The 26331-nt window shown below is 58.4% G+C and carries 27 protein-coding genes; 18 read left to right on the forward strand and 9 right to left on the reverse strand.

Annotated elements, in window-relative coordinates:
- Positions 1–30: 30 nt before the first annotated feature.
- The 5 genes from D1823_RS11910 to D1823_RS11930 form a co-directional block, all read right to left on the reverse strand.
- Positions 31–1080 carry a HesA/MoeB/ThiF family protein gene (locus tag D1823_RS11910; protein ID WP_117870237.1) on the reverse strand — a complete coding sequence of 350 codons (1050 nt, stop codon included), beginning with the start codon at positions 1078–1080 and terminating at the stop codon, positions 31–33.
- Positions 1080–1535: a dUTP diphosphatase gene (gene dut / locus D1823_RS11915; RefSeq protein ID WP_117870240.1), complete on the reverse strand. Its 456-nt coding sequence runs from the start codon at positions 1533–1535 to the stop codon at positions 1080–1082. Before dut ends, D1823_RS11910 begins: the two co-directional genes overlap by 1 nt.
- Before the next feature lie 15 nt (positions 1536–1550).
- Positions 1551–2747, reverse strand: a complete 1197-nt coding sequence (gene coaBC / locus D1823_RS11920; protein ID WP_117870242.1) for a bifunctional phosphopantothenoylcysteine decarboxylase/phosphopantothenate--cysteine ligase CoaBC — start codon at positions 2745–2747, stop codon at positions 1551–1553.
- 63 nt (positions 2748–2810) lie between these two features.
- A complete protein-coding gene (locus tag D1823_RS11925) occupies positions 2811–3635 on the reverse strand; it encodes a ChaN family lipoprotein (protein WP_117870245.1) in 825 nt (274 codons plus the stop codon).
- Positions 3632–4510, reverse strand: a complete 879-nt coding sequence (locus D1823_RS11930; RefSeq protein ID WP_117870247.1) for an RNA polymerase factor sigma-32 — start codon at positions 4508–4510, stop codon at positions 3632–3634. The genes D1823_RS11925 and D1823_RS11930 overlap by 4 nt, the downstream gene beginning before the upstream one ends.
- 99 nt (positions 4511–4609) lie before the next feature.
- On the opposite strand from D1823_RS11930, the gene cobU reads away from it, so the two are divergent.
- The 4 genes from cobU to D1823_RS11950 are packed head-to-tail and all read left to right on the forward strand — an operon-like array spanning position 4610 to position 8208.
- Positions 4610–5131, forward strand: a complete 522-nt coding sequence (gene cobU / locus D1823_RS11935) for a bifunctional adenosylcobinamide kinase/adenosylcobinamide-phosphate guanylyltransferase (RefSeq protein ID WP_117870249.1) — start codon at positions 4610–4612, stop codon at positions 5129–5131.
- Positions 5128–5706 carry a histidine phosphatase family protein gene (locus D1823_RS11940; protein ID WP_117870252.1) on the forward strand — a complete coding sequence of 193 codons (579 nt, stop codon included), beginning with the start codon at positions 5128–5130 and terminating at the stop codon, positions 5704–5706. Before cobU ends, D1823_RS11940 begins: the two co-directional genes overlap by 4 nt.
- Positions 5707–5764: 58 nt before the next feature.
- The gene (locus D1823_RS11945; RefSeq protein ID WP_117870255.1) at positions 5765–6646 is read left to right on the forward strand and encodes a glutathione S-transferase; all 882 of its coding nucleotides are present in this window, start codon (positions 5765–5767) and stop codon (positions 6644–6646) included.
- A 47-nt stretch (positions 6647–6693) separates the two neighbouring features.
- Positions 6694–8208 (forward strand): YifB family Mg chelatase-like AAA ATPase, encoded by a 1515-nt coding sequence (locus D1823_RS11950; protein ID WP_117870257.1) that lies wholly within the window; start codon positions 6694–6696, stop codon positions 8206–8208.
- Here D1823_RS11950 and gshB read toward each other — a convergent pair.
- The 3 genes from gshB to rsmI form a co-directional block, all read right to left on the reverse strand.
- Positions 8205–9137 (reverse strand): glutathione synthase, encoded by a 933-nt coding sequence (gene gshB, locus D1823_RS11955; RefSeq protein WP_117870259.1) that lies wholly within the window; start codon positions 9135–9137, stop codon positions 8205–8207. The two genes, D1823_RS11950 and gshB, sit on opposite strands and share 4 nt — an antisense overlap.
- Before the next feature lie 61 nt (positions 9138–9198).
- Positions 9199–9570, reverse strand: coding sequence for a YraN family protein (locus tag D1823_RS11960; RefSeq protein WP_117870261.1), 372 nt, complete (start codon positions 9568–9570; stop codon positions 9199–9201).
- 1 nt (position 9571) lies between these two features.
- Entirely contained in the window at positions 9572–10429 is an 858-nt protein-coding gene (gene rsmI, locus D1823_RS11965; protein ID WP_117870262.1) for a 16S rRNA (cytidine(1402)-2'-O)-methyltransferase, read from the reverse strand.
- An 88-nt stretch (positions 10430–10517) separates the two neighbouring features.
- On the opposite strand from rsmI, the gene D1823_RS11970 reads away from it, so the two are divergent.
- Genes D1823_RS11970 through murJ form a run of 3 tightly spaced genes read left to right on the forward strand, consistent with a single transcriptional unit; the run spans position 10518 to position 15995 of the window.
- Entirely contained in the window at positions 10518–11678 is a 1161-nt protein-coding gene (locus tag D1823_RS11970) for a penicillin-binding protein activator (protein WP_117870264.1), read from the forward strand.
- Complete coding sequence (locus tag D1823_RS11975) at positions 11638–14457, forward strand: [protein-PII] uridylyltransferase (RefSeq protein WP_117870266.1); 2820 nt, start codon at positions 11638–11640, stop codon at positions 14455–14457. The genes D1823_RS11970 and D1823_RS11975 overlap by 41 nt, the downstream gene beginning before the upstream one ends.
- Complete coding sequence (gene murJ / locus D1823_RS11980; RefSeq protein WP_117870269.1) at positions 14454–15995, forward strand: murein biosynthesis integral membrane protein MurJ; 1542 nt, start codon at positions 14454–14456, stop codon at positions 15993–15995. Before D1823_RS11975 ends, murJ begins: the two co-directional genes overlap by 4 nt.
- Here the strand turns inward: murJ and D1823_RS11985 are convergent, their stop codons facing one another.
- Complete coding sequence (locus tag D1823_RS11985; protein ID WP_117870271.1) at positions 15996–16682, reverse strand: rhomboid family intramembrane serine protease; 687 nt, start codon at positions 16680–16682, stop codon at positions 15996–15998. It lies immediately after the preceding gene.
- Positions 16683–16768: 86 nt separating this feature from the next.
- Here D1823_RS11985 and trpS point away from each other — a divergent pair, with 86 nt between their 5' ends.
- The 11 genes from trpS (at position 16769) to D1823_RS12040 (ending at position 26326) form a co-directional block, all read left to right on the forward strand.
- Positions 16769–17797, forward strand: a complete 1029-nt coding sequence (trpS, locus tag D1823_RS11990) for a tryptophan--tRNA ligase (protein ID WP_117870273.1) — start codon at positions 16769–16771, stop codon at positions 17795–17797.
- 59 nt (positions 17798–17856) lie between these two features.
- On the forward strand, positions 17857–18720 hold the full coding sequence (locus tag D1823_RS11995; RefSeq protein ID WP_117870275.1) for a branched-chain amino acid aminotransferase: 864 nt from the start codon (positions 17857–17859) through the stop codon (positions 18718–18720).
- Positions 18721–18797: 77 nt separating this feature from the next.
- Positions 18798–19253 carry a universal stress protein gene (locus D1823_RS12000; protein WP_117870277.1) on the forward strand — a complete coding sequence of 152 codons (456 nt, stop codon included), beginning with the start codon at positions 18798–18800 and terminating at the stop codon, positions 19251–19253.
- Between the two features lie 9 nt (positions 19254–19262).
- Positions 19263–19856: a 2-hydroxychromene-2-carboxylate isomerase gene (locus D1823_RS12005; RefSeq protein ID WP_117870279.1), complete on the forward strand. Its 594-nt coding sequence runs from the start codon at positions 19263–19265 to the stop codon at positions 19854–19856.
- Positions 19857–19925: 69 nt separating this feature from the next.
- Positions 19926–20489: a NifU family protein gene (locus D1823_RS12010; RefSeq protein ID WP_117870281.1), complete on the forward strand. Its 564-nt coding sequence runs from the start codon at positions 19926–19928 to the stop codon at positions 20487–20489.
- Complete coding sequence (gene tsaB, locus D1823_RS12015) at positions 20479–21069, forward strand: tRNA (adenosine(37)-N6)-threonylcarbamoyltransferase complex dimerization subunit type 1 TsaB (protein ID WP_117870283.1); 591 nt, start codon at positions 20479–20481, stop codon at positions 21067–21069. Before D1823_RS12010 ends, tsaB begins: the two co-directional genes overlap by 11 nt.
- An 11-nt stretch (positions 21070–21080) precedes the next feature.
- Positions 21081–21500: an N-acetyltransferase gene (locus D1823_RS12020; RefSeq protein WP_254683722.1), complete on the forward strand. Its 420-nt coding sequence runs from the start codon at positions 21081–21083 to the stop codon at positions 21498–21500.
- A gap of 138 nt (positions 21501–21638) precedes the next feature.
- Positions 21639–22637 (forward strand): BMP family protein, encoded by a 999-nt coding sequence (locus D1823_RS12025; protein WP_117870287.1) that lies wholly within the window; start codon positions 21639–21641, stop codon positions 22635–22637.
- Positions 22638–22732: 95 nt separating this feature from the next.
- The gene (locus D1823_RS12030; protein WP_117870289.1) at positions 22733–24262 is read left to right on the forward strand and encodes an ABC transporter ATP-binding protein; all 1530 of its coding nucleotides are present in this window, start codon (positions 22733–22735) and stop codon (positions 24260–24262) included.
- Position 24263: 1 nt separating this feature from the next.
- Positions 24264–25358 (forward strand): ABC transporter permease, encoded by a 1095-nt coding sequence (locus D1823_RS12035; protein ID WP_117870291.1) that lies wholly within the window; start codon positions 24264–24266, stop codon positions 25356–25358.
- On the forward strand, positions 25358–26326 hold the full coding sequence (locus tag D1823_RS12040; protein ID WP_117870293.1) for an ABC transporter permease: 969 nt from the start codon (positions 25358–25360) through the stop codon (positions 26324–26326). The genes D1823_RS12035 and D1823_RS12040 overlap by 1 nt, the downstream gene beginning before the upstream one ends.
- Positions 26327–26331: the final 5 nt, after the last annotated feature.

Raw genomic sequence — 26331 nt, forward strand, 5'->3', positions numbered from 1 at the left:
TCCAGAACACCCAACCCATGTGAAGAAAGGTTAATCGTTTGTCATGCCACAAACAGGGCAATCGTCCCGGCGGGTCAGAGCAATCTTGCGGCTTTCACCGTACAGCGCGTCATAGATCAGCATCTCGCCGCGCAGCGCCATGCCGGCGCTCGTTATCACCTTGATCGCCTCGACCGCCATCATCGACCCAACCACGCCCGGCAGCGGGCCGATCACTCCGGCCTCGGAACAGGACGGGGCCAGGCCGGGGGCCGGTGCCTCTGGGAAGATACACTGATAGCAGGGGCTGCCGTTGGCCGGGTCAAACACACTCAGTTGACCTTCCCACTGTGACAAAGCCCCCGATATCAGCGGTTTGCCCAGCGCGACGGCGGTTCGGTTGGCCAGATAACGGGTCTCAAAATTGTCGGTTCCATCAAGGATCAGATCGAAATCTGCAAACAGATCGGTCGCGATTTCCTCGCTCAAACGGCGATGATAGGGCAGAACCACCACGTTCGGGTTCTGCGCCTCCATCGCCTGCTGGGCCGAAAAGACCTTGGGCATTTCAATGTCCGCATCGCGGTGAATGACCTGTCGTTGCAGGTTGGCATTCTCGACGACGTCATCGTCGATGATCCCGATCGTGCCGACACCTGCTGCCGCCAGATATTGCAGCGCAGGTGCGCCCAGACCACCAGCGCCGATCACCAGAACGCGGGCCTTTTTCAGCTTTTTCTGACCGGGCCCACCCAGTTCGCGCAACACGATATGGCGGGCATAGCGGTCCAGCTCAGTCTCGGTAAATCGGTCGGAGGGCATGTCAGGCTCCGGGTCTGCAACTGAAGCTGCGCGGTTGCGCAGGGTTTTCAGCACTCTGCCATACAGCAAAGCCAGCGCCGCGAAACCCACAAGGATCAGCCACAGCGCCGCAGACCCGCCGGTTGCTTCGCGAAGAGGGTGCCCATCCGGCAAGATCAGATGAGACAGTATGACCCCCGCCAACAACACGCTCACGGAAACCACCCGCGCTTTTTTCGACGTGCCCGCGAAATAACCGACACCCCAAAGCCCCGCAGCCAGGATGAAAACCAACAGCATCAGCCGCGCCCAGTCGAGCCGAAACCGCCAGCCCCACGATCGGTTTCGCCCAGCGTCTGAGCCAGTTCAAACGTGGCCTGCACCACCGGCGCGACCACAAGCTGCGCGATACGATCTCCGTGGGCGATCTCGAACCGTTCCTGGCCCGCATTCATCACGATCACGCCCAACGGCCCACGATAGTCGCTGTCGATGGTGCCCGGCGTGTTGGGCAGTGTAATCCCATGTTTCAACGCAAGGCCCGAGCGGGGCCGAACCTGAACCTCATACCCACGCGGGATTTCAATGCGCAGGCCGGTTGGCACCAGCGCCCGCTGGCCTGGCTCTAACGCTATCGGCGCGCCGCCGGGCAGATTGGCACGCACATCCGCCCCGGCCGCCCCCGAGGTTTCATAAGAGGGAAGTGCCACGGCGGGGTCTGCCCCGTCTTCGCGGATCACTCGGATTGCAACCATGCTCTTGCCTTTCCTTCAGCCTGCCAACGCGTCCGAAATCTTCGCCGCCAATCGCCGGGCAACTTCGTCCTTGCCCATGCGGGGCCATTCCTCGGCCCCGTTGTCCGAAATCAGGATGACCGCATTCTCTGACCCGCCCATAATGCCTGTTGCAGGGCTGACATCGTTGGCGACGATCCAGTCGCAGCCTTTGCGCAGGCGCTTGGCCGTGGCGTGTTCGACCACATTGTCGGTCTCGGCCGCAAATCCGACAACCAACGGCGGACGGTTCGCGCCCATCCGAGAAACACGTTTCAGAATGTCCGGGTTTTCGGCGAATTCCAGTACCGGCAGGCCGTCGCGGCTTTTCTTCAGCTTCTTGTCCGACGCGCTGGCGACACGCCAATCCGCGACCGCCGCCGCGAATACTCCGGCGTCGACGGGCAGAGCCGCATCAACCGCATCAGACATCTGTTGCGCGGTTTCGACGGGCACGACCCGCACACCCGTCGGGGGTGGCACATCTGCGGGGCCGGTCACAAAGATCACCTCGGCCCCCAATTCCGCCAGCGCCCGAGCCACGGCGGCACCCTGAGCCCCGGACGACCGGTTCGCTATATACCGGACAGGATCTATTGGTTCATGCGTCGGGCCGGACGTCACCAGCACCCGCCTGCCCGCCAAAGACCCCGCAGACAACTGAGCCTCAACTGCTGCAACAATTTCCATCGGCTCGGACATGCGCCCCGGGCCGTATTCGCCACAGGCCATGTCGCCTTCGTTCGGGCCAACAAAGCGCACACCATCTGCCTGCAACTGCTTCAGGTTTCGTTGCGTCGCCGGGTGGGTCCACATCCGCACATTCATCGCGGGCGCACACAGAACGGGTGTGTCCGTGGCCATCAGAAGGGTCGATGCCAGATCGTTGGCCAGCCCTCCGGCCATCTTGCCCATCAGGTCCGCCGTTGCGGGGGCCACAACAATCAGATCAGCAGAGCGTGAAAGTTGAATATGCCCCATCTCGGCCTCATCGGTGAGGTCAAACAGATCGCGATAGACCTTTTCACCTGCCAGTGCAGACACGGACAGAGGCGTCACGAACTCTTCCGCTGCGCGCGTCAATACAGGGGTTACATCCGCACCGCGCTCGCGCAACCTGCGGATCAGATCCAGCGACTTATAGGCCGCGATCCCGCCACCGATAATCAGCAGAATGCGTTTGGATGACAGCATGCTCAGCCCTTCCTGTCCCGGTCGGCCCCGACATTAGGCAAGGCCTGCAGGTAGTTCCAGCGATTAATTCTGAACTTGAAATGCCGCACAGGGATCTTCGCGCTCCACCGTGGGGCTGTCGATTACGATATCGAAATCACCGTCAATCGCTCCGTCCTCGGATTGTCCGACGGCCACCAGTTTCCACCCTGGCTGAAGACGCGCGAGATACGTTGGTATGCCTCGGTCTTTTCGCGCGTGACCGTTTCCAGTGATCACGGCAACCGGACCCCCGGTTTCTTCCATTGCACGCACAACTGCACGGGCCAGCACAGCATCGCGCAGGCGCTGGATCGCAACCATCTGGGGCAACATTTCATCCGGAAGCGCGTCGCAATGCGCAGCCAATTGGTCGGCCTCGCGCGCGGCCTGTTCCTCGGGCGTCAACGGTACAGTCAGACCATAGCGCGCCGCGTCTGCACCCAGAGCCGTAGCCGCACCACGTTCCATTGCGGCACGTGCGGCGGTGCGCGGAACCATGGCCCCGTAAACCGGTGCGCCGGAAGCTTCAAACACCGGGTAATACATACTGAGCGGCGGCCATCCACTTTCAGCCCATTTCAAAATACGGCTAAGCTCCTCTGGGTTGGACACTGCTTTTTGAGTAAGCCTCTGTGCGCCCTCTTCGGTTACCATTTCCCAGACGACGGCCGAGGGTGAAACAGCCTCGAGCGCTTCGGCCTGCACCAGATGATGCGTCGGGTTGTCGTGAACTTCTCCCAAAATCACGACATCGGCGTCCCGCATCGCGGACATAGCATCAGCGGGAATTAGTCTATCGGCCAGCCCCGGTCGCGTTGCCGCAACCGTAAGACCAAGAACACACACAAGAATCGCAAACTGTTTCATGCGATGAAGTGTTGCACCTCGCGCGACTGGGCTTCAAGGTTCTTGCGCATCTTCACGAAGGCTGCGGCCTCGAGCTGTCGCACGCGTTCTTTGGACAGACCCAGCTCTGTTCCAAGGCTTTCCAGGGTTCGAGCGGGGTCTCGCAGCTTGCGTTCGCGCACAATGAAACGCTCGCGATCATTCAGCGCACTCATCGCCGTCAACAGCCACTTGCGCAATTGTTCGGTATCGTGGCTGTGCTCAACTGCTTCTGCGGCCTGTTCGCGGTCGTCTTCCAGAGCGTCGATCCACTCACGTCCATCCTCATCCGCAGATTGCACGGCATTCAGAGAAAAGTCGGAACCGGACAGACGGCCTTCCATCATCTCAACGTCGCGCAGAGGCACGCCGATTTCCGTTGCGATCATCTGATGCAACTGATGACGGTCCAGGTCCTGACCTTCGGTGGCGGCTTCACGTTCCAGCCGGGCCTGAACACGGCGCATGTTGAAGAACAGGGACTTCTGAGCCGAGGTGGACCCGGTCCGAACCATGGACCAGTTCCGCATCACGTAATCCTGAATGCTTGCCTTGATCCACCACACGGCATAGGTCGAGAAACGCACACCGCGATCCGGGTCGAACTTGTCAGCGGCCTTCATTAGGCCAAGGCCTGCTTCCTGAATGAGATCATTCATCGGCGCGCCATAGCGCTTGAACTTGGCCGCCATCGAAATCGCCAGACGCATATAGGCGGTGATCAGGCGGTGCAACGCCTGCTCATCACGCTCATCACGCCAAGCATACGCCAGTTTCAGTTCAGTTTCCGCATCCAGCAGCTCGGCCTTCATTGCTTGCCGGGACATCGAAAAGTCCGTCGCGTTATCCAGTGCCATAAACCTCTCCCCTGTTTGCAGGTACTGGTCAGACTTGCTTTGCCGACCTATGACCTTTACGCAAAACAGCACCAATCGGATCAACTATAGGTAAGTATTGTGTCGCCGGATTTAACCTTGGTTCTGGGCGGGGCCGCGTCGGGCAAGTCGGTTTTCGCCGAAGAACTGGTTGTTTCTCAGGGGAAAAGCCGCGTTTACCTTGCGACATCACAAGTGTTTGATGACGAGATGCGCCAGAAAATCGACCGCCATCTTGAGCAACGCGGCGACGGTTGGACCACGGTTGAAGAACCCTTTGATTTGGGACCGGTTCTGGCAAAGTTGGCGCCCGATCAGATTTGCCTGATTGACTGCGCCACCATGTGGCTGAGCAACCACCTGTTGGCCGAATCCGATCTGGAAGCCGCACAAACCGCCCTGCTTAAAGCATTTCGCTCATGCCCGGCCCAGATTGTGATAGTCTCGAACGAAGTCGGTCACGGTATTGTTCCGGACAACGCCCTGGCCCGCCGGTTTCGCGAAGCGCAGGGACGGCTGAACATCGCGCTTGCAGCGCAGGCCGATCTGGTGGTGCAGATCACAGCCGGGTTGCCTTTGGTTCTGAAAGGGCAATTGCCGTGACGCGTTTACATCTTGTCCGACACGGGCCGACCCATGCAAAAACAATGGTCGGCTGGTCCGACCTGCCCGCTGACCTGAGCGATACTGCGGCCCTGAAACGTCTGCACTACCATTTGCCGCCCGAGGCGCTTGTGATCTCGTCAGACCTGTCAAGGGCAGTTGACACGGCAACGGCCATACAAGGCCGACGTCATCGACTGCCTCATCACCCTGACCTGAGGGAAATCCACTTTGGCCGCTGGGAACTGCGCGGTTTTGCCGAAATCGAAGCTGAAGACCCGGAACTGGCCTTTGCGTATTGGGACAACCCCGGCGATGTCCGCCCGCCGCAGGGTGAGAGCTGGAACGATGTCCGCAATCGGGTCGACGCAGCCATCGACGTGCTTGTTTCGGCACATACAGACCGCGATCTGGTCATCGTTGCGCATTTCGGCGTGATCCTCACCCAGGTGCAGCGCGCCCTTGATCTGGATGGGCAACAGACCTTTTCACATACAATCGACAACCTGTCGGTGACGGACATCACGATCGACGCAGGCAAGTGGTTGGTTGGGACAATCAATCACCTTCCGTGAACAGCCCCCGCACAAATCACCGTTTTACCGGGCTGCGAACCTGCGGCATCGTTCGCGTATGACTTATGATTTGTATATCGGTGACCGCCTTTTCTCCAGCTGGTCGATGCGCGGCTGGTTGATGCTTGAGAAATTCAACCTGCCCCATAGAAGCCACATGATTGGCCTGTATTCGGGCACCATGACACAGGACATGGCTTCCCTGGCTCCAGCGCGACTTGTGCCCGCCCTGCGCTTGCCGGATGGAACTGTGGTCGGCGAAAGCCTGGCCATGGCCGAAACCCTCGCCGAGCACCACCCTGACGCCGGGTTGTGGCCATCAGATTCCGCAGCCCGGGCGACTGCCCGATGGCTATGCGCCGAGATGGTGGCGGGGTTTGGCGCCTTGCGAGGTGAATGCCCCATGCAATTGCTGCACGTCTGGCAGGATTTCAAACCATCGGATGAGACACTGGCAGATCTGGCACGCGTCGAAACACTCTGGGACCATGCACGCAAAGTGTCCGGTGCGGAACAAGGCCCGTTGTTTGTCACGTATTCGCTGGCGGACGTGTTTTACACACCCGTCGCAGCGCGGATCATCGGGTATGGGCTGCCAGTTTCAAAGGCGAACCGGGCCTATTGCCTGGACCTGTTGGCAGACCCCGCCGTCAGACAATGGCGCGCAATGGGCCTGACCGTCAGATACGACCCTTTTCCCTATCGTCAGGACTTGTCGTCCAAGCCCTGGCCGATCGGAGGGGTTTCAACCGCCATGCCGGTATCCGGCCCGTCAATCAACGAAGTTTGCCCTTATTCCGGCGAACCGGTCGTGGAGTTTCTGGAGTTGGATGGCAAATGCTGGGGCTTCTGCAATCCATTCTGCCGCGACAAAACCGTTGCAGATCCCGACGCGTGGCCCAAATTCGCTGCCTTGCGCGCAACCGTTAACGACTCTTAAACCACAACCATGGCAGCAACGTCCTGTTAACCAAGAACAGGACTGCCATGGTTGCCCGTGCCCACACTGTCGCGTTTCAAGGGGTCGATGCCCGCCCGGTCGAAGTGCAATGTGCCGTCTCACCCGGCTTGCCGGCCTTTTCCATCGTGGGCCTTCCAGACAAGGCTGTGTCCGAAGCCCGGGACCGTGTCCGCAGCGCGCTGAGTGCGATGGCCATCGCCCTGCCCTCGAAACGAATTACGATTAACCTGTCTCCTGCCGATCTGCCCAAGGAAGGTAGTCATTTTGACCTGCCCATCGCGGTCGCGCTGTTGTCCGCGCTCGAGATCATCCCGGCCGATGCCGCCGAAGGAACAGTTGCACTGGGAGAGTTGTCGCTTGATGGCTCCCTGGTGCCTGTTGTCGGTGCCCTGCCCGCGGCCATGACGGCAGCTTCCGAGGATCGCATGTTGCTTTGTCCCAAAGCCTCCAGCGCTGAAGCGGCATGGGTCGACGCCACTCAGGTTATCGGCGCGGATTCCCTTGGTGATGTTGTCCGCCATTTCTCGGGACAGTCCCCTTTGCCGGCGGCACAACCCGGCGAGGTGAAGCTGACGCCCAGCGCGCGGGATCTGCGCGATGTAAAAGGACAGGAACGCGCCAAACGCGCCTTGGAAATCGCGGCAGCCGGGCGTCACCATCTGATCATGATCGGCACGCCGGGGTCGGGCAAATCCATGCTGGCTGCTCGGCTTCCGGGCATCTTGCCTCCGCTAACGGCGGTCGAAGCGTTGGAAACTTCGATGATCCAGTCCCTATGCGGGTTGCTGGACGAAGGCGGCATCAACCGCACACGTCCTTTTCGGGAACCGCATCATACGGCTTCGATGGCAGCCATTGTCGGTGGTGGCAAAGGTGCCAAACCCGGTGAAATCTCACTGGCGCATAACGGCGTGCTGTTCATGGATGAGTTCCCCGAGTTTCCGCGTACAGTTCTGGAAACCCTGCGCCAACCAATTGAATCCGGAGAAGTCATGGTGGCACGGGCCAATGCCCATGTGAAATACCCCTGCCGCTTCATGCTTGTGGCCGCTGCGAACCCATGCAAATGCGGCTATCTGACGGATCCCTCACGAGCCTGCTCTCGCGCACCCGGCTGCGGCGAGGATTATCTGAACCGTATCTCGGGGCCCCTGATGGACAGGTTCGACCTGCGGATCGAAGTCCCGCCCGTGGGTTTCACCGATCTTGATCTGCCCCCATCCGGCGACAGCTCGGCGACAGTTGCCGTACGTGTTGAAAACGCCCGCGCCATTCAGGCAGACCGGTTTCGGGAAACACCGAACCTGCGCCAGAATTCCGACGCCGAAGGCAGGGTTCTGGAAGAGATCACAACACCTGACGCCGAAGGAAAAGCGGTGTTGCTGAAAGCAGCCGATCGGTTCGGGCTATCGGCCCGCGCCTTTCACCGCATCCTGAGAGTGGCGCGGACGATCGCCGATCTGGACGGTTCAGCCGACATCCGCAGGCCACATGTGGCAGAGGCGCTGAGCTTTCGCATCAGCGCCCGGGTCATGGCCTAAACCTTGGCTTCTATCGCCTGCCAGATTTTCTCGGCAATATTGACGCCGTCGAACCGTTCCAGCTCCTGAATACCGGTGGGCGAGGTCACGTTGATCTCGGTCAGGTAGTCGCCAATAATGTCGATCCCGACAAATATCTGACCTTTTTCTTTCAGCAGCGGTCCGATGGCGGCGCAGATTTCCAGATCACGCTCGGACAACCCGATCTTTTCCGGGCGACCGCCCACATGCATGTTTGAGCGCGTTTCGCCTGCGGCGGGAACCCGGTTGATAGCACCAACCGGTTCGCCGTCCACCAGGATCACGCGCTTGTCGCCATTGCTGACATCTGGCAGGAATTTCTGCACGATCAGAGGCTCGCGCGAGAACCCCGTGAACAACTCGTGCAGAGAGGTCAGGTTGCGGTCATTGGCATCCAGTCGGAACACGCCAGCACCGCCATTGCCATAGAGCGGCTTGAGGATGATATCGCCGTGCTTTTCCTTGAACGCCTTGATCGTCTGCAGATCGCGGGCAATCGTCGTGGGCGGGGTCAGGTCGGGAAAATCCAGAACCAGCAGTTTTTCAGGATAGTTCCGCACCCAGAACGGGTCGTTGACCACCAGCGTTCGCCCTTTGAGGCGGTCCAGTAGGTGAGTCGACGTGATGTAGTGCATGTCAAAGGGTGGATCCTGACGCAGCCAGACCACATCGAAGTCGGCCAGGTCAGCTTCACGTTCGGAGCCCAGAACAGCCGGGTCCCCTGCGACCCGCTGAACAGTCATGTCATGGCCGCGCGCCGTAATGCGTCCTTCCTGATAAGCCAGTTGATCCGGCCCATAGAAAAACAACGAATGACCACGCACCTGCGCCTCTTCCGCCAGACGGAATGAGCTGTCGGCGTTGATGTCCACGTCCCCGATCGGGTCCATTTGAAAGGCTATTTTCATGCCGTGTCCCTCAGTTTAATGCCAGATACATGGCCCAGCAGGCCCGAGGGTTCAATGGGGCTTAGGCATGACCGAAGGCGTTTTCGATGATTTGAACTGCGCCAGTGCCATCTACAAGTGCCGCGTCAAAACGGACATTGGTCAGCTGCCCACCCGGCTCATTTTCCAGATATTGCGCGGCCGAGGCACAGATTCGGTCAATTTGTTTTTGACTGATCCGGGCCGCAGCCTTTTCGAAAGTGGAACTTTTCTTGACTTCGACAAACACAACCCCGTCGCCATCTCGGGCAATCAGATCGATTTCACCACCGGCACCCCGCCACCGGCGATGCACAATTGCAAAACCCCGACGCTCGTAATCCGAGGCGACCCGAAGCTCGGCCGACTGACCCGCATGATAGGAAACCGAGCCCTGAATTGCACGTTGCCCCATGTCACCCTTTTCCCATTTTCAGCGCTTTCTGGTAGATCGGACGCCGCGGCAGATCATACATTTCTGACACAAGATCCGCTGCATCCCGAACCGAGTGGGTTTCCAAAGCTCGCTTCAAGGCCTCTTCTACGTCGGATTCGTTAACGCTTTGCGAATGGCTGCGATCCACCAGCAGAACTATTTCACCCTTAACTGGTTTTTCCTGAATTTCAGTTGCCAGATCAGCCAGGCTTCCACGACGGATTTCTTCAAACTTTTTTGTCAGTTCACGACACAACGCCGCCTGACGGTCTGCCCCCAAACACTCGGCAAGATCTACAAGGCTGGCTGATACGCGTTTCGGAGATTCATAAAAAACCAAGGTGCCTGGAACAGTCTTCAATGCCTCAATCCGGGCCCGACGTGCACCGGATGCATTTGGTAGAAATCCCGCAAAAAAGAATGCATCTGTTGGCAGGCCCGCCAATGTCAACGCGGTTACCGCGGCCGATGCACCGGGCGCACAGGTCACCATATGCCCGGCTTCTGCCGCTTGCTTGCCAAGATCATATCCCGGATCAGCGATCAGCGGCATACCCGCCTCGGATGCGTAGGCGACCGATTGCCCCTGCGCCAGGGCATCCATAAGCCTGCCACGCGCACCTGCACCGCTGTAATCATGGTAGGCTTGTATACGCCGACCCTCCAGGGGGATGCCGTGAATCTCCATCAACCGGCGCAAACTCCGGGTGTCCTCTGCCGCTATCACATCGGCCGAGGCCAGAACATCCAGCGCCCTGAGCGTAATATCGCGCGCGGCTCCGATCGGAGTGGCAACAAAATACAGGCCCGCAGCCAATCTGATCTTTTGGAAATTCAAAGCTGGACCCTCACAGCGTGACGTTTATTATCGCGGCTCGACAGAACAGAAGCACTCACAGCCGCCGGATCAGGGAGTTTTCATTTAGATGTTTACCGTTTGCAAGCCCGTAAGCAAGCTGGCGAAAGCCGCCATTGCCCTGACGACCGCAGCGTTTCTGGCCGCTTGTGAGCCGGGTGGCGTTGGGGGTGGGCCCTCGATCAACACATCGAATCCTGTTCCGGTCGCTTTGCTGGTTCCCCGCTCTGGCGACGCAGCACTGGCGCAGAGCCTCGAGAACGCAGCCCGCCTGGCGATGTCCGATCTGCCCAACGTCAAAATCGACCTGCGTGTTTACGATACGGCGGGGAACCCAACCACGGCGACAGCCGTGGCCCAGCAGGCCGTTGCAGAAGGCGCCAAAATCATTGTCGGCCCCGTATACGCCCAGGCCGCGAATGCTGCAGGACTGGCGGTGCTGAACAATAACATCAACGTTCTTTCATTTTCGAACAACACCAGCATTGCGGGTGGCAACGTATTTGTTCTGGGACCGACCTTTGAAAACACGGCCAGCCGGCTGGTCAATTACGCGGGCCGGCAAGGCAAAACAAACATGGTTATCGTGCACAGCAATGATTCCGCGGGGCAAGTGGGGCAAACTGCAATCGCCAATGCGCTGGCAAACAGCCGAGTCAACAATGCCGGAACTGTCGGATATGACCGGTCGCAACAGGGCGTTATCAACTCGGTTCCCACGATCAAAGCCACCGTAGACTCGACCGGAGCGGACTCGATTTTCATGACGGCCACAACTGCGGGTGCTTTGCCACTTTTCTCGCAATTGCTGCCTGAGGCAGGCGTTTCTCCGGCGACAACTCAATTCATCGGCCTGACCCGTTGGGATATCCCCCCGCAGACGCTGGAACTGCCGGGTGTGCAGGGGGGGTGGTTTGCCCTGCCCGACCCATCCAAGGCACAAGCCTATCGTCAACGGTATAACGCGACGTATGGCGAAGCGCCTCACCCGATCAGCGGTCTGGCCTATGACGGCATAGCGGCGATTGGTGCCTTGGTCAGTCAGGGCAAGTCCGATGCCCTAACCGGTGCGGCCTTAACTCAGAATGCCGGTTTCCAGGGCGTTGGCGGCATCTTCCGCCTGCGTCCAAACGGCACTAACGAACGCGGCCTTGCCGTAGCGACGATTCAGAATAAACAGGTGGTTGTGATTGACCCTGCCCCGCAAAGCTTCTCTGGTGCCGGTTTCTGAGCGATCGGGCGTGACTATGGCGCCTGAAGGCGCTCTGATTTGCCCAGCCGAAAACATCTTTGACAGCGTCAGCGTCAATGATGCGCTGGCTATGGCCTTCGAGACCTGCTCTGACAACAGCGAAATGCGCTCTGAAACAGTGCGCATTCTGCGCGACGCTCAGAAAGCTGGTCGCAAAGCTATTGCCGATGCCTTCAGCGAGCATCCGTTTGACGCGCGCGCGCTGACACGTTCTTATACCTTCCTGACGGACCAACTGGTCGGAACTGCAATGCTGGTCTCCAGCACACGCCTGCATCCGATTGCGACGCCAACTCAGGGTGAAAAGATCGCTGTTCTGGCCGTTGGAGGTTACGGGCGCGGTGAAATGGCACCGTCTTCCGATGTCGATCTGCTGTTTCTCACACCGTACAAAATTACGGCCTGGGCCGAGAGCGTTATCGAATCGATGCTGTATATACTGTGGGATCTGCGGTTGAAGGTCGGGCATTCGTCACGCACGATCAAAGACTGCCTCCGGCTGGGGACCGAGGATTTCACAATCCGTACGGCAATGCTGGAGCAACGCTATCTGGCGGGTGACAAGGCGCTGGCCGACGAGCTTGAGCGGCGGCTGAAAACCGACCTGTTCAAGGGAACCGAACGGGAATTCATCGAAGCCAAGCTGAATGAACGAGATGAGCGGCACCTGAAACAAGGGGAACGATACAAGGTCGAACCCAACGTGAAAGAAGGCAAAGGGGGGTTGCGCGACCTCCAATCCCTCTACTGGATTGCAAAGTACATCTACGGCGTTCAGGACGTGGCCGAGCTTGTGCCTTTGGGTCTGTTCACCCCGGAAGAATTCAATACCTTCGTTCAGGCCGAAGAGTTCCTTTGGGCTGTTCGTTCGCATTTGCATCTGGTGACAGGCCGCGCCACCGAACAGCTGACCTTTGACATGCAGGTCGATGTCGCGGCGCGCATGGGCTATGAGGATCGCGCCGGTCGCCGTGCGGTCGAAGTATTCATGCAACGCTATTTTCGCGAAGCCACACGTGTGGGCGAGTTGACGCGGATTTTTCTGACAAAGCTTGAGGCGCTGCACGTGAAAGGCGCGCCATTGCTGGAGCGCATTTTCCGCAAACGCCGGCGGGTCAAAGCCGGATACAAGGTTGTTCACGGCCGTTTGGACGTAGCAGACCCTGACAAATTTCTGTCCGACAAAGTGAACCTTCTGCGCTTGTTCGAAGAAGGTTTGCGAACAGCAATGCTGATCCATCCGGATGCCATGCGTCTGGTGGCGGCAAATCTGCATCTGATCGACGACGAAATGCGCAACGACAAAGAGGCGCGGCGCATCTTTCTGGACTTGATGCTGAAACACGGCAATCCAGAACGCGCTTTGCGGCGGATGAACGAACTGGGTGTACTCTCCGCTTTCCTGCCCGAGTTCGAGCCCATCGTGGCAATGATGCAGTTCAACATGTACCACAGCTATACGGTGGACGAGCATACCATCCAGTGCATCGTGAATCTGGCCCAGATAGAACGCGGAGAGTTGATTGAATCCCTGCCTCTTGCTTCGTCGATTCTGGAAGGCGGGGTCAATCGTAAGGTTCTGTATGTCGCCCTTTTGCTGCATGATATCGCCAAAGGACGACCCGAAGATCACTCGATCCTTGGGGCACAGATCGCGCGCAAGGTCGCGCCACGATTGGGTCTGAACAAAGCGGATACGGAGACGGTGGAATGGCTGGTGCGCTATCACCTGCTCATGTCCGACATGGCACAGAAACGCGACATTTCGGACCCCCGCACAGTGCGTGATTTTGCCAAAGCAGTCCAAACAGTCAAACGACTGGACCTGTTGACCGTTCTGACCGTCTGCGACATTCGCGGTGTAGGGCCGAATACTTGGAACAATTGGAAAGCCACGCTGCTGCGTGCCCTTCACGCTGAAACCAAGCGCGCGCTGGAAACCGGGATGGAGGACCTCAACCGCGCCAATCGCGGGGCCGAGGCAAAAAAAGCCCTGCGCACCGAACTGGCAGCCTGGTCCAAGGCCGACCTCAAATCCGAGACAGGACGTCACTACGACCCGTATTGGCAGGGTCTTAATCTGGCTTCACACGTCGAGTTTGCGAACATGCTGCGCGCGCTGGAACAAAGCGGCGACCCCGGCGCGATGGAGATCCGCCTTCAGCCGGACGAGGATCGCGACGCAACGCGAGCCTGTTTCGCGATGGGCGATCACCCCGGTATTTTTGCGCGCATCGCCGGCGCGCTGGCCCTGGTCGGCGCGAATGTTGTGGATGCTCGCAGCTATACCACCAAAGACGGCTACGTCACCGATGCCTTCTGGATTCAGGACGCAGAGGGACACCCGTTTGAAGCCTCGCGCCTGCCACGTCTAACGCAGATGATTCACAAGACACTGCGCGGCGAAGTGGTGGCAAAAGAGGCGTTGAAATCACGCGACAAGATCAAGAAACGCGAGCGTGCCTTCAACGTTCCGACGCATATCACCTTCGACAACGACGGTTCTGAAATATACACGATCATCGAAGTGGACACCCGCGACCGGCCGGGCCTGCTGTTTGATCTGACCCGGACCCTCGCCGCCGCGAATGTTTATATCGCCAATGCGGTGATCGCGACCTATGGCGAACAGGTGGTCGATACGTTTTACGTCAAGGATATGTTCGGCTTGAAGTACCATTCGGAAAGCAAGCAACGTGGGCTTGAGGCCAAGCTGCGCAAGGCAATCACCGAAGGCGCAGAGCGTGCGGCGTCATGAAGCAAATACGCTTGGTCTCGGGCCTGTTCACGGTCGGCTTCTGGACGCTGGCCAGTCGTATACTGGGGTTCCTGCGGGAAATACTGTTGACCGCCTTCATCGGTCCCGGGCCGGTGATGGATGCTTTTGTCGCGGCCTTTCGCCTGCCGAACATGTTTCGCCGCTTTTTTGCCGAAGGCGCGTTTAACGCCGCCTTTGTGCCCATGTTCTCGAAACGGCTGGAAGCGGATGAGAATCCTCAGGGCTTTGCACAGGATGCGTTCAACCTTTTGGCCCTGGCTGTTCTGGCACTGGTCGGGCTGGCCATGGTCTTCATGCCCGGCCTGGTGTGGCTGACAGCCGAAGGGTTTTATGGTGATGAACGGTTCGATCTGGCCGTGGACTACGGCTATGTCGTGTTCCCATATATCCTTTTCATGTCCTTGGCGGCCCTGTTCTCGGGCGTATTGAACGCAACCGGCAGGTTCGCCGCAGCCGCAGCAGCACCTGTCTTGCTGAACATTTTTGCCTGCACCGCGCTGATCGCCGGGGCCATGTCCGGCGGCGAGGTGATACGATGGCTGATCTCGGTCATTCCGGTTGCTGGTGTCGCGCAGTTGGCACTGGTCTGGGTAGCGACCGAGCGTGCCGGTATCCGCATACGCCCCGACCTGCCCCACCTGACGCCCGAGATGCGCAGAATGGTCCGCATCGCGGTTCCGGCCGCTCTGGCCATGGGGGTTACTCAGGTCAATCTGGTGGTCGGGCAATTGGTGGCGTCCAAAACTGAAAAAGCCGTGAGTTGGCTGTTTGCCGCGGATCGCCTGTACCAACTGCCTTTGGGCGTCGTCGGAATCGCCATTGGCATTGTCCTGCTGCCCGACCTGTCCCGCCGCCTGCGCGCCGACGACAAGGAAGGCGCCCGCAACGCGTTTTCCCGCGCCGGGGAATTCATGCTGCTGTTGACACTGCCCTCGACCGTGGCGTTCCTGATCATCCCGAACCCGCTGGTTTCGGTACTTTTCGAAAGGGGACAGTTCAGCCCCGAGGATACCGCTGCGACAGCGCTGGCGGTCGCGATCTATGGCATCGGTCTGCCTGCATTCATGCTGCAAAAATTGCTGCAACCGCTTTTCTTCGCGCGTGAAGATACGCGTTCTCCGTTCCGCTACGCAATGGTTGCAATGGTGGTGAACGCGGCACTGGCGTTTGGCCTGTTTCCGCTGGTGGGCTGGATCGCCCCTGCGATTGCTGCGTCAACTGCCGGCTGGGCAATGGTGGTTCTGCTGGCGCTCGGCGCACGCCGCATGGGCGAGGAAGCGCGTTTCGATGACCGGTTCAGGAAACGTGCGGGCCGGATCGTTCTGGCCTCGGTCGGGATGGGAGTGGTCTTGTTCGCAGCGACCCACTTTTATGGTTGGACGCTGGACATTCCCGGCTGGCGCTATCTTGCGCTTTTGATCCTGATCGTGGTCGCCGCCGTCTCGTATCTCTGTCTTGGTCATGTCTTGGGCGCATTCAAACTGTCAGAATTCAAACGCGCCTTACGCCGGTCCTGATTAATCGCGGCGGATGCGCCCGACGATCCGGGCCCAGGCTCCGGGTGCCAACAAAAAAGACATGCCAAAGCCCGTGACAAACCCGCCCAGATCGGCAACCCATTCAGCGTTGCCGCCGAAGATCAGACCAAACAGGAACTGAATGCCCATAAGGACGGCGATCAGCTGAAACGCCTTCGCCTGATTTGCCCCTACAAGCGACAATTTGCGCCACAACAACCAGGTGAATGCTCCGATCAGCCCGTAAACAGGTGGGAACCCTCCGATCAGGGGATAGCGTGGATCAAGGAGAACGGCATAGGTCAACGCACCGCCAATCCCCGAGACGACGAAGATCAGCAGCATGGGAAAGCCCCCGAATACCTCTCCGACCATCTTGCCCATCGCCAACACAAAGACACAGACAAAAATCGCCTGCGTGAAATTGGCTGAGACAAAGGGATAGGTCACGAACCGGATCACATGGTCGAACGGCCAACGCCCGTTCAGTACCATCCAGTCGAAAATATCCGCCGAGAAGGAATAGTGCTGAATCGCGTCCAGGCGCCAGCCGACTGCCGCTGGCCCCCCGACCAGCCCCCGCGCGCCCAGCGTGAAGACAAGCTCAATGCCGATGATGAACAGAACCAGCGCCACCACGACCGGTGGAAGGGGGTTCACAGGCGGTGTGTAATGTGCACTGCTCATTGGGCTGGCCTTTCGCGGCTGTTGACGTCCCTTTGCCTCATGGGTAAGCGACGGAGGCTGATTTTTCCAGACAGGAGTTCCCTTTGATGACCGAGACCCAGTTCACGCCGCGCGTGTTTTCCGGCGCACAGCCTTCGGGCAACCTGCACCTCGGCAATTATCTCGGTGCGCTTCGGAACTGGGTGAGAATGCAAAGCGAGGAATTTGAAACCATCTATTGCATGGTCGATCTTCATGCAATCACAGTCTGGCAAGACCCAACCGAGTTGCAGCATGCAACGCGGGAGCTTTGTGCCGGTTACATCGCTTCTGGTCTAAACCCTGAGAAATCGATTTTGTTCAATCAAAGCCAGGTGCCGGAACACGCGCAACTGGCTTGGATATTCAACTGTGTTGCGCGTATGGGTTGGATGCAGCGCATGACCCAGTGGAAGGACAAGGCCGGCAAGAACCAGCAGAACGCTTCGCTTGGCTTGTTTGCCTACCCTGCCCTAATGGCAGCCGACATTCTGATCTATCATGCAACCCATGTGCCGGTCGGTGAAGATCAGAAACAGCATCTTGAGCTGACCCGGGACATCGCCATCAAATTCAACAACGATTTCGGCGTCGATTTCTTCCCTATCACCGAGCCGGTGATCGAAGGTGCGGCCACCCGCGTCATGAGCCTGCGGGACGGGTCCAAGAAGATGTCGAAATCCGATCCATCGGATATGAGCCGGATCAACCTGACTGATGACGCCGAAGCGATTGCCAAGAAAATTCGCAAAGCCAAGACCGACCCCGATGCCCTGCCGTCAGAAATCGAAGGGCTGGAGGACCGCCCAGAAGCGCGTAACCTGGTCAATATCTACGCGGCCCTGAACGATCAAAGCATCGAGCAGGTTCTGGCCGATGTTGGCGGCATGCAGTTCGGTGACTTCAAACCGATGCTGGCCGATCTGGCAGTGGCGAAACTGGCCCCGATCTCGACCGAAATGTCACGTCTGATGGGGGATCAGGCCGAGATTGACGGGATTCTGGCCCGTGGTGCTGAGCGCGCCCGCGAGATCGCGGCTCCGATCCTGCAAAAGACCTACGAAATCGTAGGCATGGTCGGACCTGCATCACGCTGATTGCACTGGACCTTCGCCTGACGCCCTCCTAGGGTTTGCCTGAATCAAAGGAGGGCGTCATGGCAACCGGCACGAACATCCGGACCTATTTTCAAGGCCAATGGCATGAGGGGGATGCACCCATCATGCGCGCGGCGGATCATGGCGCTTGGCTGGGATCTTCTGTCTTTGACGGCGCGCGGTATTTTGACGGGGTCTCTCCCGATCTGGCGGCCCATTGCGCACGGGTGAACCGGTCTGCCGAAGCCTTGATGCTGACGCCGACAATGACGACCGAGCAGATGGTCGAGTTGGTGCGCGAAGGGTTGCGGGCTTACAACCCGGATGCAGCCGTCTACATCCGCCCGATGTATTGGGGGATCGACGGCGACAGCACGGCCATAGTCCCGCAGGAAAACAGCACCGGTTTTGCTATCTGCCTGGAAGAAATCCCAATGGCGCCCGAAACCGCGTCGGCCACTCTGTCAACAACGCGCTTCCGCCGCCCGGTTCTGGAAAGCGCGGTCGTAAACGCCAAGGCAGGGTGCCTTTACCCCAACAACGCCCGCATGCTGCAAGAGGCGCGCTCGAAAGGTTTTTCCAACGCTTTGGTAGCTGATGCGATGGGACATGTGGCCGAAACGGCAACGGCCAACATCTTTATGGTAAAGGATGGCGAAATCTTTACACCGATCCCGAACGGAACCTTCCTGGCTGGCATTACGCGAGCACGGCATATCAAAAACCTGCGCGAAGATGGTGTGACGGTCCACGAAACGGTTCTGAGCTTCGAGGATTTTCATGAAGCCGACGAGGTCTTCATGTCCGGCAACATGAGTAAGGTCACACCGGTAACCGCCTTGGAAGACACGCAATTTCAGGTCGGCCCTATTGCCCGCCGTGCCCGCGCGCTCTATTGGGATTGGGCTGCAAGCGAACGCTAGCATAGCGCTTATGACGTGTCCGAGTTGCCAGCACGCGATCGCTCGGGCATGATCCCTTAAAATTGAAGAGGATACCCATGCGTAAGTTCCTAGTTGTTCTGGATGACAGCCGCGAATGCCTGAACGCAATGCGGTTTGCCGCGATGCGAGCTGCCCATACCGGTGGTGGTGTAACAGTCCTTTCTGTCATCCCGCCTGACGAGTTCAACCATTGGATCGGCGTGGCTGAAACCATGCGTGAAGAAGCCCGCGAACGTATCCACGCGCATTTCGAGGTGTTTGCCAAATGGATGCGGGACAAACAGAATGTGGAACCCGAACTGGCCATTCGCGAAGGTGATCCCGTTACGCAGATCATCGAGCATGTTCAATCCGATCCTGAGATTGGTGTTCTTGTCCTTGGAGCGGGTACCGACAAGAAGGGCCCCGGCCCGTTGGTAACTCAACTGACAAAGAATTCAGGCAGCCTGCCGATTCCGATCACGATTGTTCCAGGTGATCTGAGCAAAGAGAAACTGGAAGAAATCACCTGAGGGGCGGCAATGGCGAAGACAGTACAGTTCTGGTTCGAATTCGCCTCGACCTATTCCTACCTCAGCGCAATGCGGATCGAAGCGGCCGCAGAAGAAATGGGCGTTGCCGTAGAATGGCACCCTTTCTTGCTGGGTCCGATTTTCGCGGATCAGGGTTGGCGCACCTCACCTTTCAACCTGTATCCGGCCAAGGGGCGGTACATGTGGCGCGATATGGAACGTCTGTGTGAAGCGCGGGGACTGCCTTTTTCAAAGCCTGATCCGTTTCCGCAGAATTCGCTCAAGGCAGCGCGTCTGGTTCTGGCCATTGAAGATCACAAGGAACGGGCGGCGTTTGTCCGGGCTGTCTACAGCGCCGAATTCGGCGCCAGGCAGAATATCTCAGAGGACAGCGTTCTGACCTCCTGTCTCAGCGAGGCAGGGTTGTGCAGCAGCTTGATGAACCGCGCAGGGGACACGGACATAAAAGAGGCCCTGTTCGAACAATCTGCCCGTGCCAAGGTGCTTGGCCTGTTTGGTGCACCAAGTTTTCTGGCCGGGGGGGAGTTGTTCTGGGGCGATGACCGTCTGGATGACGCACTTGAATACGCCTCGACAATTTAGAATCGTTCCAAATCTTGACTTCCAGTACGCCTGCGCGCATATCAGAAGCACATCAGACGGAGCGCCCTCATGTTCATCCAGACCGAATCCACCCCCAATCCGGCCACGTTGAAATTCCTGCCCGGCCAAACGGTGCTGGAAGCTGGAACAGCGGATTTCCCAACTGCGGAAGCGGGCGAAAAATCCCCGCTGGCCAAGCGCATATTTGCAGTCAACGGTGTGACCGGCGTGTTCTTTGGCAATGATTTTGTCACCGTTACCAAAACGGACGACGTTCAGTGGGATCACATTAAACCGGCCATTCTTGGTGCGGTGATGGAGCATTATCAATCCGGCCAACCCGTTGTGGGCGCAGATGCCGCCGGAGCATCAGGCCATGCCGAGCACTCTGGCGAAGACGCTGAAATCGTAAACCAGATCAAGGATTTGCTGGACAGTCGCGTACGCCCTGCAGTGGCTCAGGATGGGGGAGACATCACGTTCCACGGTTTTGATCGCGGCGTGGTCTATCTGCACATGCAGGGGGCCTGCGCAGGCTGCCCGTCTTCGACATTGACCCTGAAGATGGGTATCGAAAACCTTCTGCGCCATTACATTCCGGAAGTGACCGAGGTTCGCCCTGTTGCCGTCTAACCCGACGATTCTGGCGTTTGACACATCGGCCGCGCATTGCGCGGCCGCTTTGTTGCGCGATGGCAAGATCGTGACGTCCCGTGCCGAAGCAATGTCTCGCGGCCAGGCCGAGCGATTGATTCCGCTGTTGGAAGACGTTCTGGCAGAAACCGGATGTGATTGGGCTGGTCTGGACGCAATCGGCGTTGGGATAGGGCCCGGTAATTTCACCGGCATCCGCATTTCGGTCTCGGCCGCGCGGGGTCTTGCGCTTGGGCTTGAAATCCCTGCGGTCGGGGTTTCCGGTTTCGATGCCCTGCGTGAGCTGGCGGAAGAAGGGCAGATACCGGCGATCCCTGCCCCGCGCGACCAGGTTTATGTGAAAATGCCCGGTGCCGATCCTTGTCTTTTGCCCAGGGCCGAAGCAGAACTTGGCGGGCCGTTGTTTTCCTGCTCTGACCCAGCCTTGCAGGCACAAGCCATCGCCCTTCTGTCCGCGCAGCGCTGGGACAGTGTCAGTTCGCCTCCGGCACCTTTATACGTGAGGCCTGCGGACGCGGCCCCTTCCCGCGATACACCCCCTGTACTGCTGGACAAATGACACCGCACGAGATGGCAACGATTCACGCCGCTGCGTTCGCAAAATCGCGCGGCTGGACAGAAGGTGAATTCACCGCTCTTCTCGAAAACCGCTTTACTCATTCCATCGGAGATTCCCGGTGTTTTGCCCTGTTTCAGGTGATTGCGGGCGATGCCGAGTTGCTGACTATTGCGACCCATCCCTCGTTTCAAAGGCAGGGCCTGGCACTTCGACTCATGCACGAATGGCATGATCAGGCGATCGATTTTCAGGCGACACGTGCCTTTCTGGATGTTGCAACCGACAACATTGCGGCCATTTCCCTGTACAGTCGATGCGGATATCGGCAGTGCGGGTTGCGCAAGGATTATTATGCCCGAGAAAACGGCCAAAAAGTTGATGCATTTGTAATGGAATGCTGCCTGCCCCAACGGCAATCGCCCGTTTTTTAGACCATTTGGTCAGAATTCAGTTGACCATGGTGGTTGCAAACCCCCTTAATACCCGCCATCACAACAGTTATGCTCGCTAAAAGTGGGTGAACGGGGCTAATCTGACCCTGTGCCAACAAAATAAACTGGGAGACTGAAATGACCCTGATGAAATCCTTGATGGGTGCTGCCGCTGCGGTCGCAATGTCAGCTGGAGCGGCTCTGGCCGAGCCGGCGGTAATCTTTGACCTGGGTGGCAAGTTCGACAAGTCCTTCAACGAAGCCGCCTATAACGGCGCGCAGCGCTGGGCCAACGAAACCGGCGGCAAGTATCTGGAAATCGAAATTCAGGCAGAACCGCAGCGCGAACAGGCTCTGCGCCGTTTTGCGGAATCCGGCGCAAATCCGATCATCACCATGGGGTTCGGAATCGCTGACGCCCTGGCCGCTGTTGCAAGTGATTACCCCGACACCAAATTCGTCGCTGTTGACGTGACTTGGCTGGACACACCAAACATCCGCCAGATTGGCTTTGCCGAGCACGAAGGATCTTACCTGGTCGGCATGATGGCTGCCATGGCGTCGAAAACCGGCACCGTTGGTTTCATCGGAGGCATGGACATCCCGTTGATTCGCCATTTCGGCTGCGGCTATGCTCAGGGCGCAAAGGCCGTGAACCCGGACATCAACGTTGTCGCCAACATGACTGGCACGACTCCTGCTGCCTGGAACGATCCGGTAAAAGGCTCAGAACTTACAAAAGCACAGATCAGCCAGGGCGCTGATGTGATTTACGCCGCGGCCGGCGGAACCGGCGTTGGCGTTCTGCAGACTGCGGCTGACGAAGGCATCCTGTCGATTGGTGTGGACAGCAACCAGAATCACCTGCATCCCGGCAAAGTGCTGACTTCGATGCTGAAGCGTGTGGACGTTGCTGTTTATGAAGCGATGAAGGCGGGTGATGGTGTCGAAACCGGTGTATTCATCATGGGTCTGGCCGAAGACGGTGTTGGCGTTGCCATGGACGAAAACAACAAGGAACTTGTTTCAGTTCGCATGAGCGACGCTGTCGACGAAGCCCGCAAGGGTATCATCAACGGCGATATCAATGTTGTAAGCTACTACGAGAACGACAGCTGCCCGGCACTGCAGTTCTGATTACCTGCGGGGCGGGAGGACGCCTTCCGCCTCGCCACCCACTTCGCCATCCGAGCGGACAGCCGGATGGGTTTCTCGGCAGTTGAGGGCAAGACATGACCGTCCCAGCCATTGAGCTCAAAGGGATATCCAAAGCCTTTGGGCCAGTTCAGGCCAACAAAGACATCTCGATCAGTGTTGCACCCGGTACGATCCATGGGATTATCGGTGAAAACGGCGCAGGCAAATCCACGTTGATGAGCATCCTCTTCGGCTTTTACAAAGCCGACAAAGGTGAGATTTGGATCAATGGCACCAAGACCGACATCCCTGACAGCCAGGCGGCCATTGCCTCGGGCATCGGGATGGTGTTCCAGCATTTCAAACTGGTGGAAAACTTCACCGTCCTGGAAAACATCGTTCTGGGTGCCGAGGATGGCGGGCTGCTGGCCCCGTCACTGGCAAAAGCCCGCAAAGAGCTGAAAGAGCTCGAGGAAGAATACGAACTGTTCGTCGATCCCGACAAGCGCATCGACGAGATCGGCGTAGGGATGCAGCAGCGGGTCGAGATCCTGAAGGCGCTGTACCGCAAGGCCGAAATTCTGATTCTGGACGAACCGACCGGCGTGTTGACCCCAGCCGAAGCCGATCAGTTGTTCCGCATCCTCGATCGACTGAGGTCCGAAGGCAAAACGGTCATCGTGATCACCCACAAACTGCGCGAAATCATGGAAAACACCGACACGGTGTCGGTTATGCGGCGCGGGAAAATGACGGCGACTGTCAAAACATCCGAGACCAGTCCCGAGGAGCTGGCAGAACTGATGGTCGGCCGCAAGGTTCTGCTGCAAGTCGACAAGGTACCTGCGACGCCCGGCAAACCCATCCTCGAGATCGAAAATCTCAGCGTTTTCGATTCGGCCGGCGTTGAACGGGTCAAGAGTATCGACCTGACCGTACGCGCAGGTGAGATCGTCGGCATCGCCGGCGTGGCCGGCAATGGTCAATCCGAACTGTTGGAAGTTCTTGGCGGAATGCGTCCGGGACAGGGCACGATCAAACTGAACGGCGAGCCGCTGGCACTGAGTGGTGCAGGATCAGATGGTCAGGCCCGTCGCGCGCAACACATCGCCCACGTGCCCGAAGACCGGCAGCGGGAAGGCCTAATCATGGATTTCCACGCATGGGAAAACGTGGCCTTCGGGTATCACCGCGACCCGGCCTATAAACGCGGTATCTTTATGGACAACGCGGCGTTGCGTGCCGATACCGAAGCCAAGATCGAGAAATTCGACGTCCGTCCACCCAATCCATGGTTGGCAGCCAAGAGTTTCTCGGGCGGCAACCAGCAGAAAATCGTTGTTGCACGCGAGATTGAACGCAACCCTGACCTGCTGCTGGTCGGCCAACCCACGCGTGGCGTGGACATCGGTGCCATCGAGTTCATTCACAAACAGATTGTTGCGCTGCGCGATCAGGGCAAGGCTATCCTGCTAGTATCGGTCGAACTGGAAGAAATCTTCTCGCTCTCGGACCGGATCGCGGTGATGTTTGACGGACATATCATGGGAGAACGCCTGCCCCATGAAACAGATGAAAAAGAGCTGGGCCTGCTGATGGCCGGTGTTGCGGGAGAGGCCGCGTAACATGGAAAAAATGCCTAAATGGGCGGATGTCATTCTGATCCCGCTGATCAGTTTGATACTGGCCGCAATCCTTTCGGCGCTGGTCATTCTCGCCATCGGCGAAAACCCTGTCGAAGCAGTCAAACTGATGGTCACTGGTGCGCTGGGATCGACCTATGGCTGGGGCTATACGCTCTATTATGCAACGAACTTCATGTTTACCGGTCTGGCAGTGGCCGTCGCCTTCCACGCCCGTATGTTCAACATCGGGGGCGAAGGTCAGGCGATGCTGGGCGGGCTGGGCGTGGCCATGGTCTGTCTGTATGTCGATTGGCCGCATTGGAGCATTGCCTTGCTTGCAGCCTGCGCAGCGTCGATGCTGTTCGGCGCGCTATGGGCGGCAATTCCGGCCTATCTTCAGGCAAAGCGTGGCAGCCACATCGTGATCACCACGATCATGTTCAACTTCATCGCCGCTGCTTTCCTGAATTACATGCTGGTCAATGTCATGCGCCCCCAAGGGTCGCAGGATCCGGCCACCGCGCGGTTCTCTGAAAGCGTGCATCTGCCGTCTTTCCAGGAGATGTTCTCAACCGCAGAGAACGTTGTTTTCCGAGGTGCGCCGGCGAATATAACCTTCTTCATCGCGTTGCTTGCCTGCGTCGTTGTCTGGGCACTGATCTGGCGCACACGTCTGGGTTATGAAATCCGGGCTTACGGCCATTCCGAGACCGGCGCTGTTTATGCCGGTATTTCACCTGTGCGTATCACGATTGTTGCGATGCTGATTTCCGGCGGGCTAGCGGGGCTGATGGCCATCAACAATGTCATGGGCGAAGCTGAGCGACTGGTAATGAACTCGACCGAGGGCGCGGGTTTCATTGGCATCGCCGTGGCACTGATGGGGCGGTCACATCCGTTCGGTGTGTTTCTGGCCGCGCTCTTGTTCGGGTTTCTGTATCAAGGTGGCGCCGAGCTGGCGCTGTGGGCTTCGATCCCGCGGGAACTGATCGTGGTTATTCAGGCACTGGTCATCCTGTTCACCGGTGCATTGGATAACATGGTGCGAATGCCGCTTGAAAAACTGTTTCTTGGTATGCGGAAGAGGGTTGAGTGATGGAAATCTTCGTTACCCTCATTCAGGTTCTGGATTCGACCATTCGCCTGTCTACGCCGCTGCTGCTTGCCTGTCTGGCCGGTCTTTTTTCGGAGCGAGCCGGTATCTTCGACATCGGCCTCGAAGGCAAGATGTTGATGGCAGCGTTCTTTTCTGCTGCCATCGCTGCTGTCACAGGATCGGTTTGGCTGGGCCTGCTGGCTGGTATCGCGTCCTCGTTGTTGCTGTCGGGTCTGCATGGGCTGGCATCGATCACCTTCCGGGGCAACCAACTGATATCGGGTGTGGCCATTAACTTTCTTGCCTCGGGTCTGACTGTTCTGGTCGCCCAAAGCTGGTTTAAGCAGGGTGGGCGGACACCATCGCTGTTTGGCGGCGGGCGGTTCGAACCGATCAACTTCCCCTTCGCCGAGTCCCTCAGCGGTGTGCCGATTGTCGGCCCCATCTATTCCGAATTGCTCTCGGGCCACTCGATCCTGGTTTATGTCGCGTTCCTGATGGTTCCAGGCACTTGGTGGATTCTATATCGCACCCGGTTCGGTCTGCGCCTGCGGGCCGTAGGTGAAAACCCTGCGGCGGTGGACACTGCTGGTGTCTCAGTGGTCGGCCTGCGGTTCGCTGCTGTCGCCATCTGTGGCGTGCTGTGCGGTATTGCAGGCGCCTATCTGGCCACAGCCTTGCAGGCCGGGTTTGTCAAAGAAATGACCGCCGGTCGTGGCTTTATCGCATTGGCTGCCCTGATCTTTGCCAAGTGGCGCCCGTGGCATGCCATGTGGGCCTGCTTGCTGTTTGGTCTGTTGCAAGCGGTCGCGCTGCGGTTCCAGAACATCGACCTGGGTGGTATTGTGATTCCCGTGCAGGTGATGGACGCCCTGCCCTACATCCTGACGGTGGTGATTCTGGCCGGTTTTGTCGGCAAAGCCATTCCACCTCGGGCGGGTGGAGAACCCTACGTCAAAGAACGCTGATAAGG

Origin of the sequence: Ruegeria sp. AD91A, assembly GCF_003443535.1 — a bacterium.
Taxonomy (GTDB): Bacteria; Pseudomonadota; Alphaproteobacteria; order Rhodobacterales; family Rhodobacteraceae; genus Ruegeria.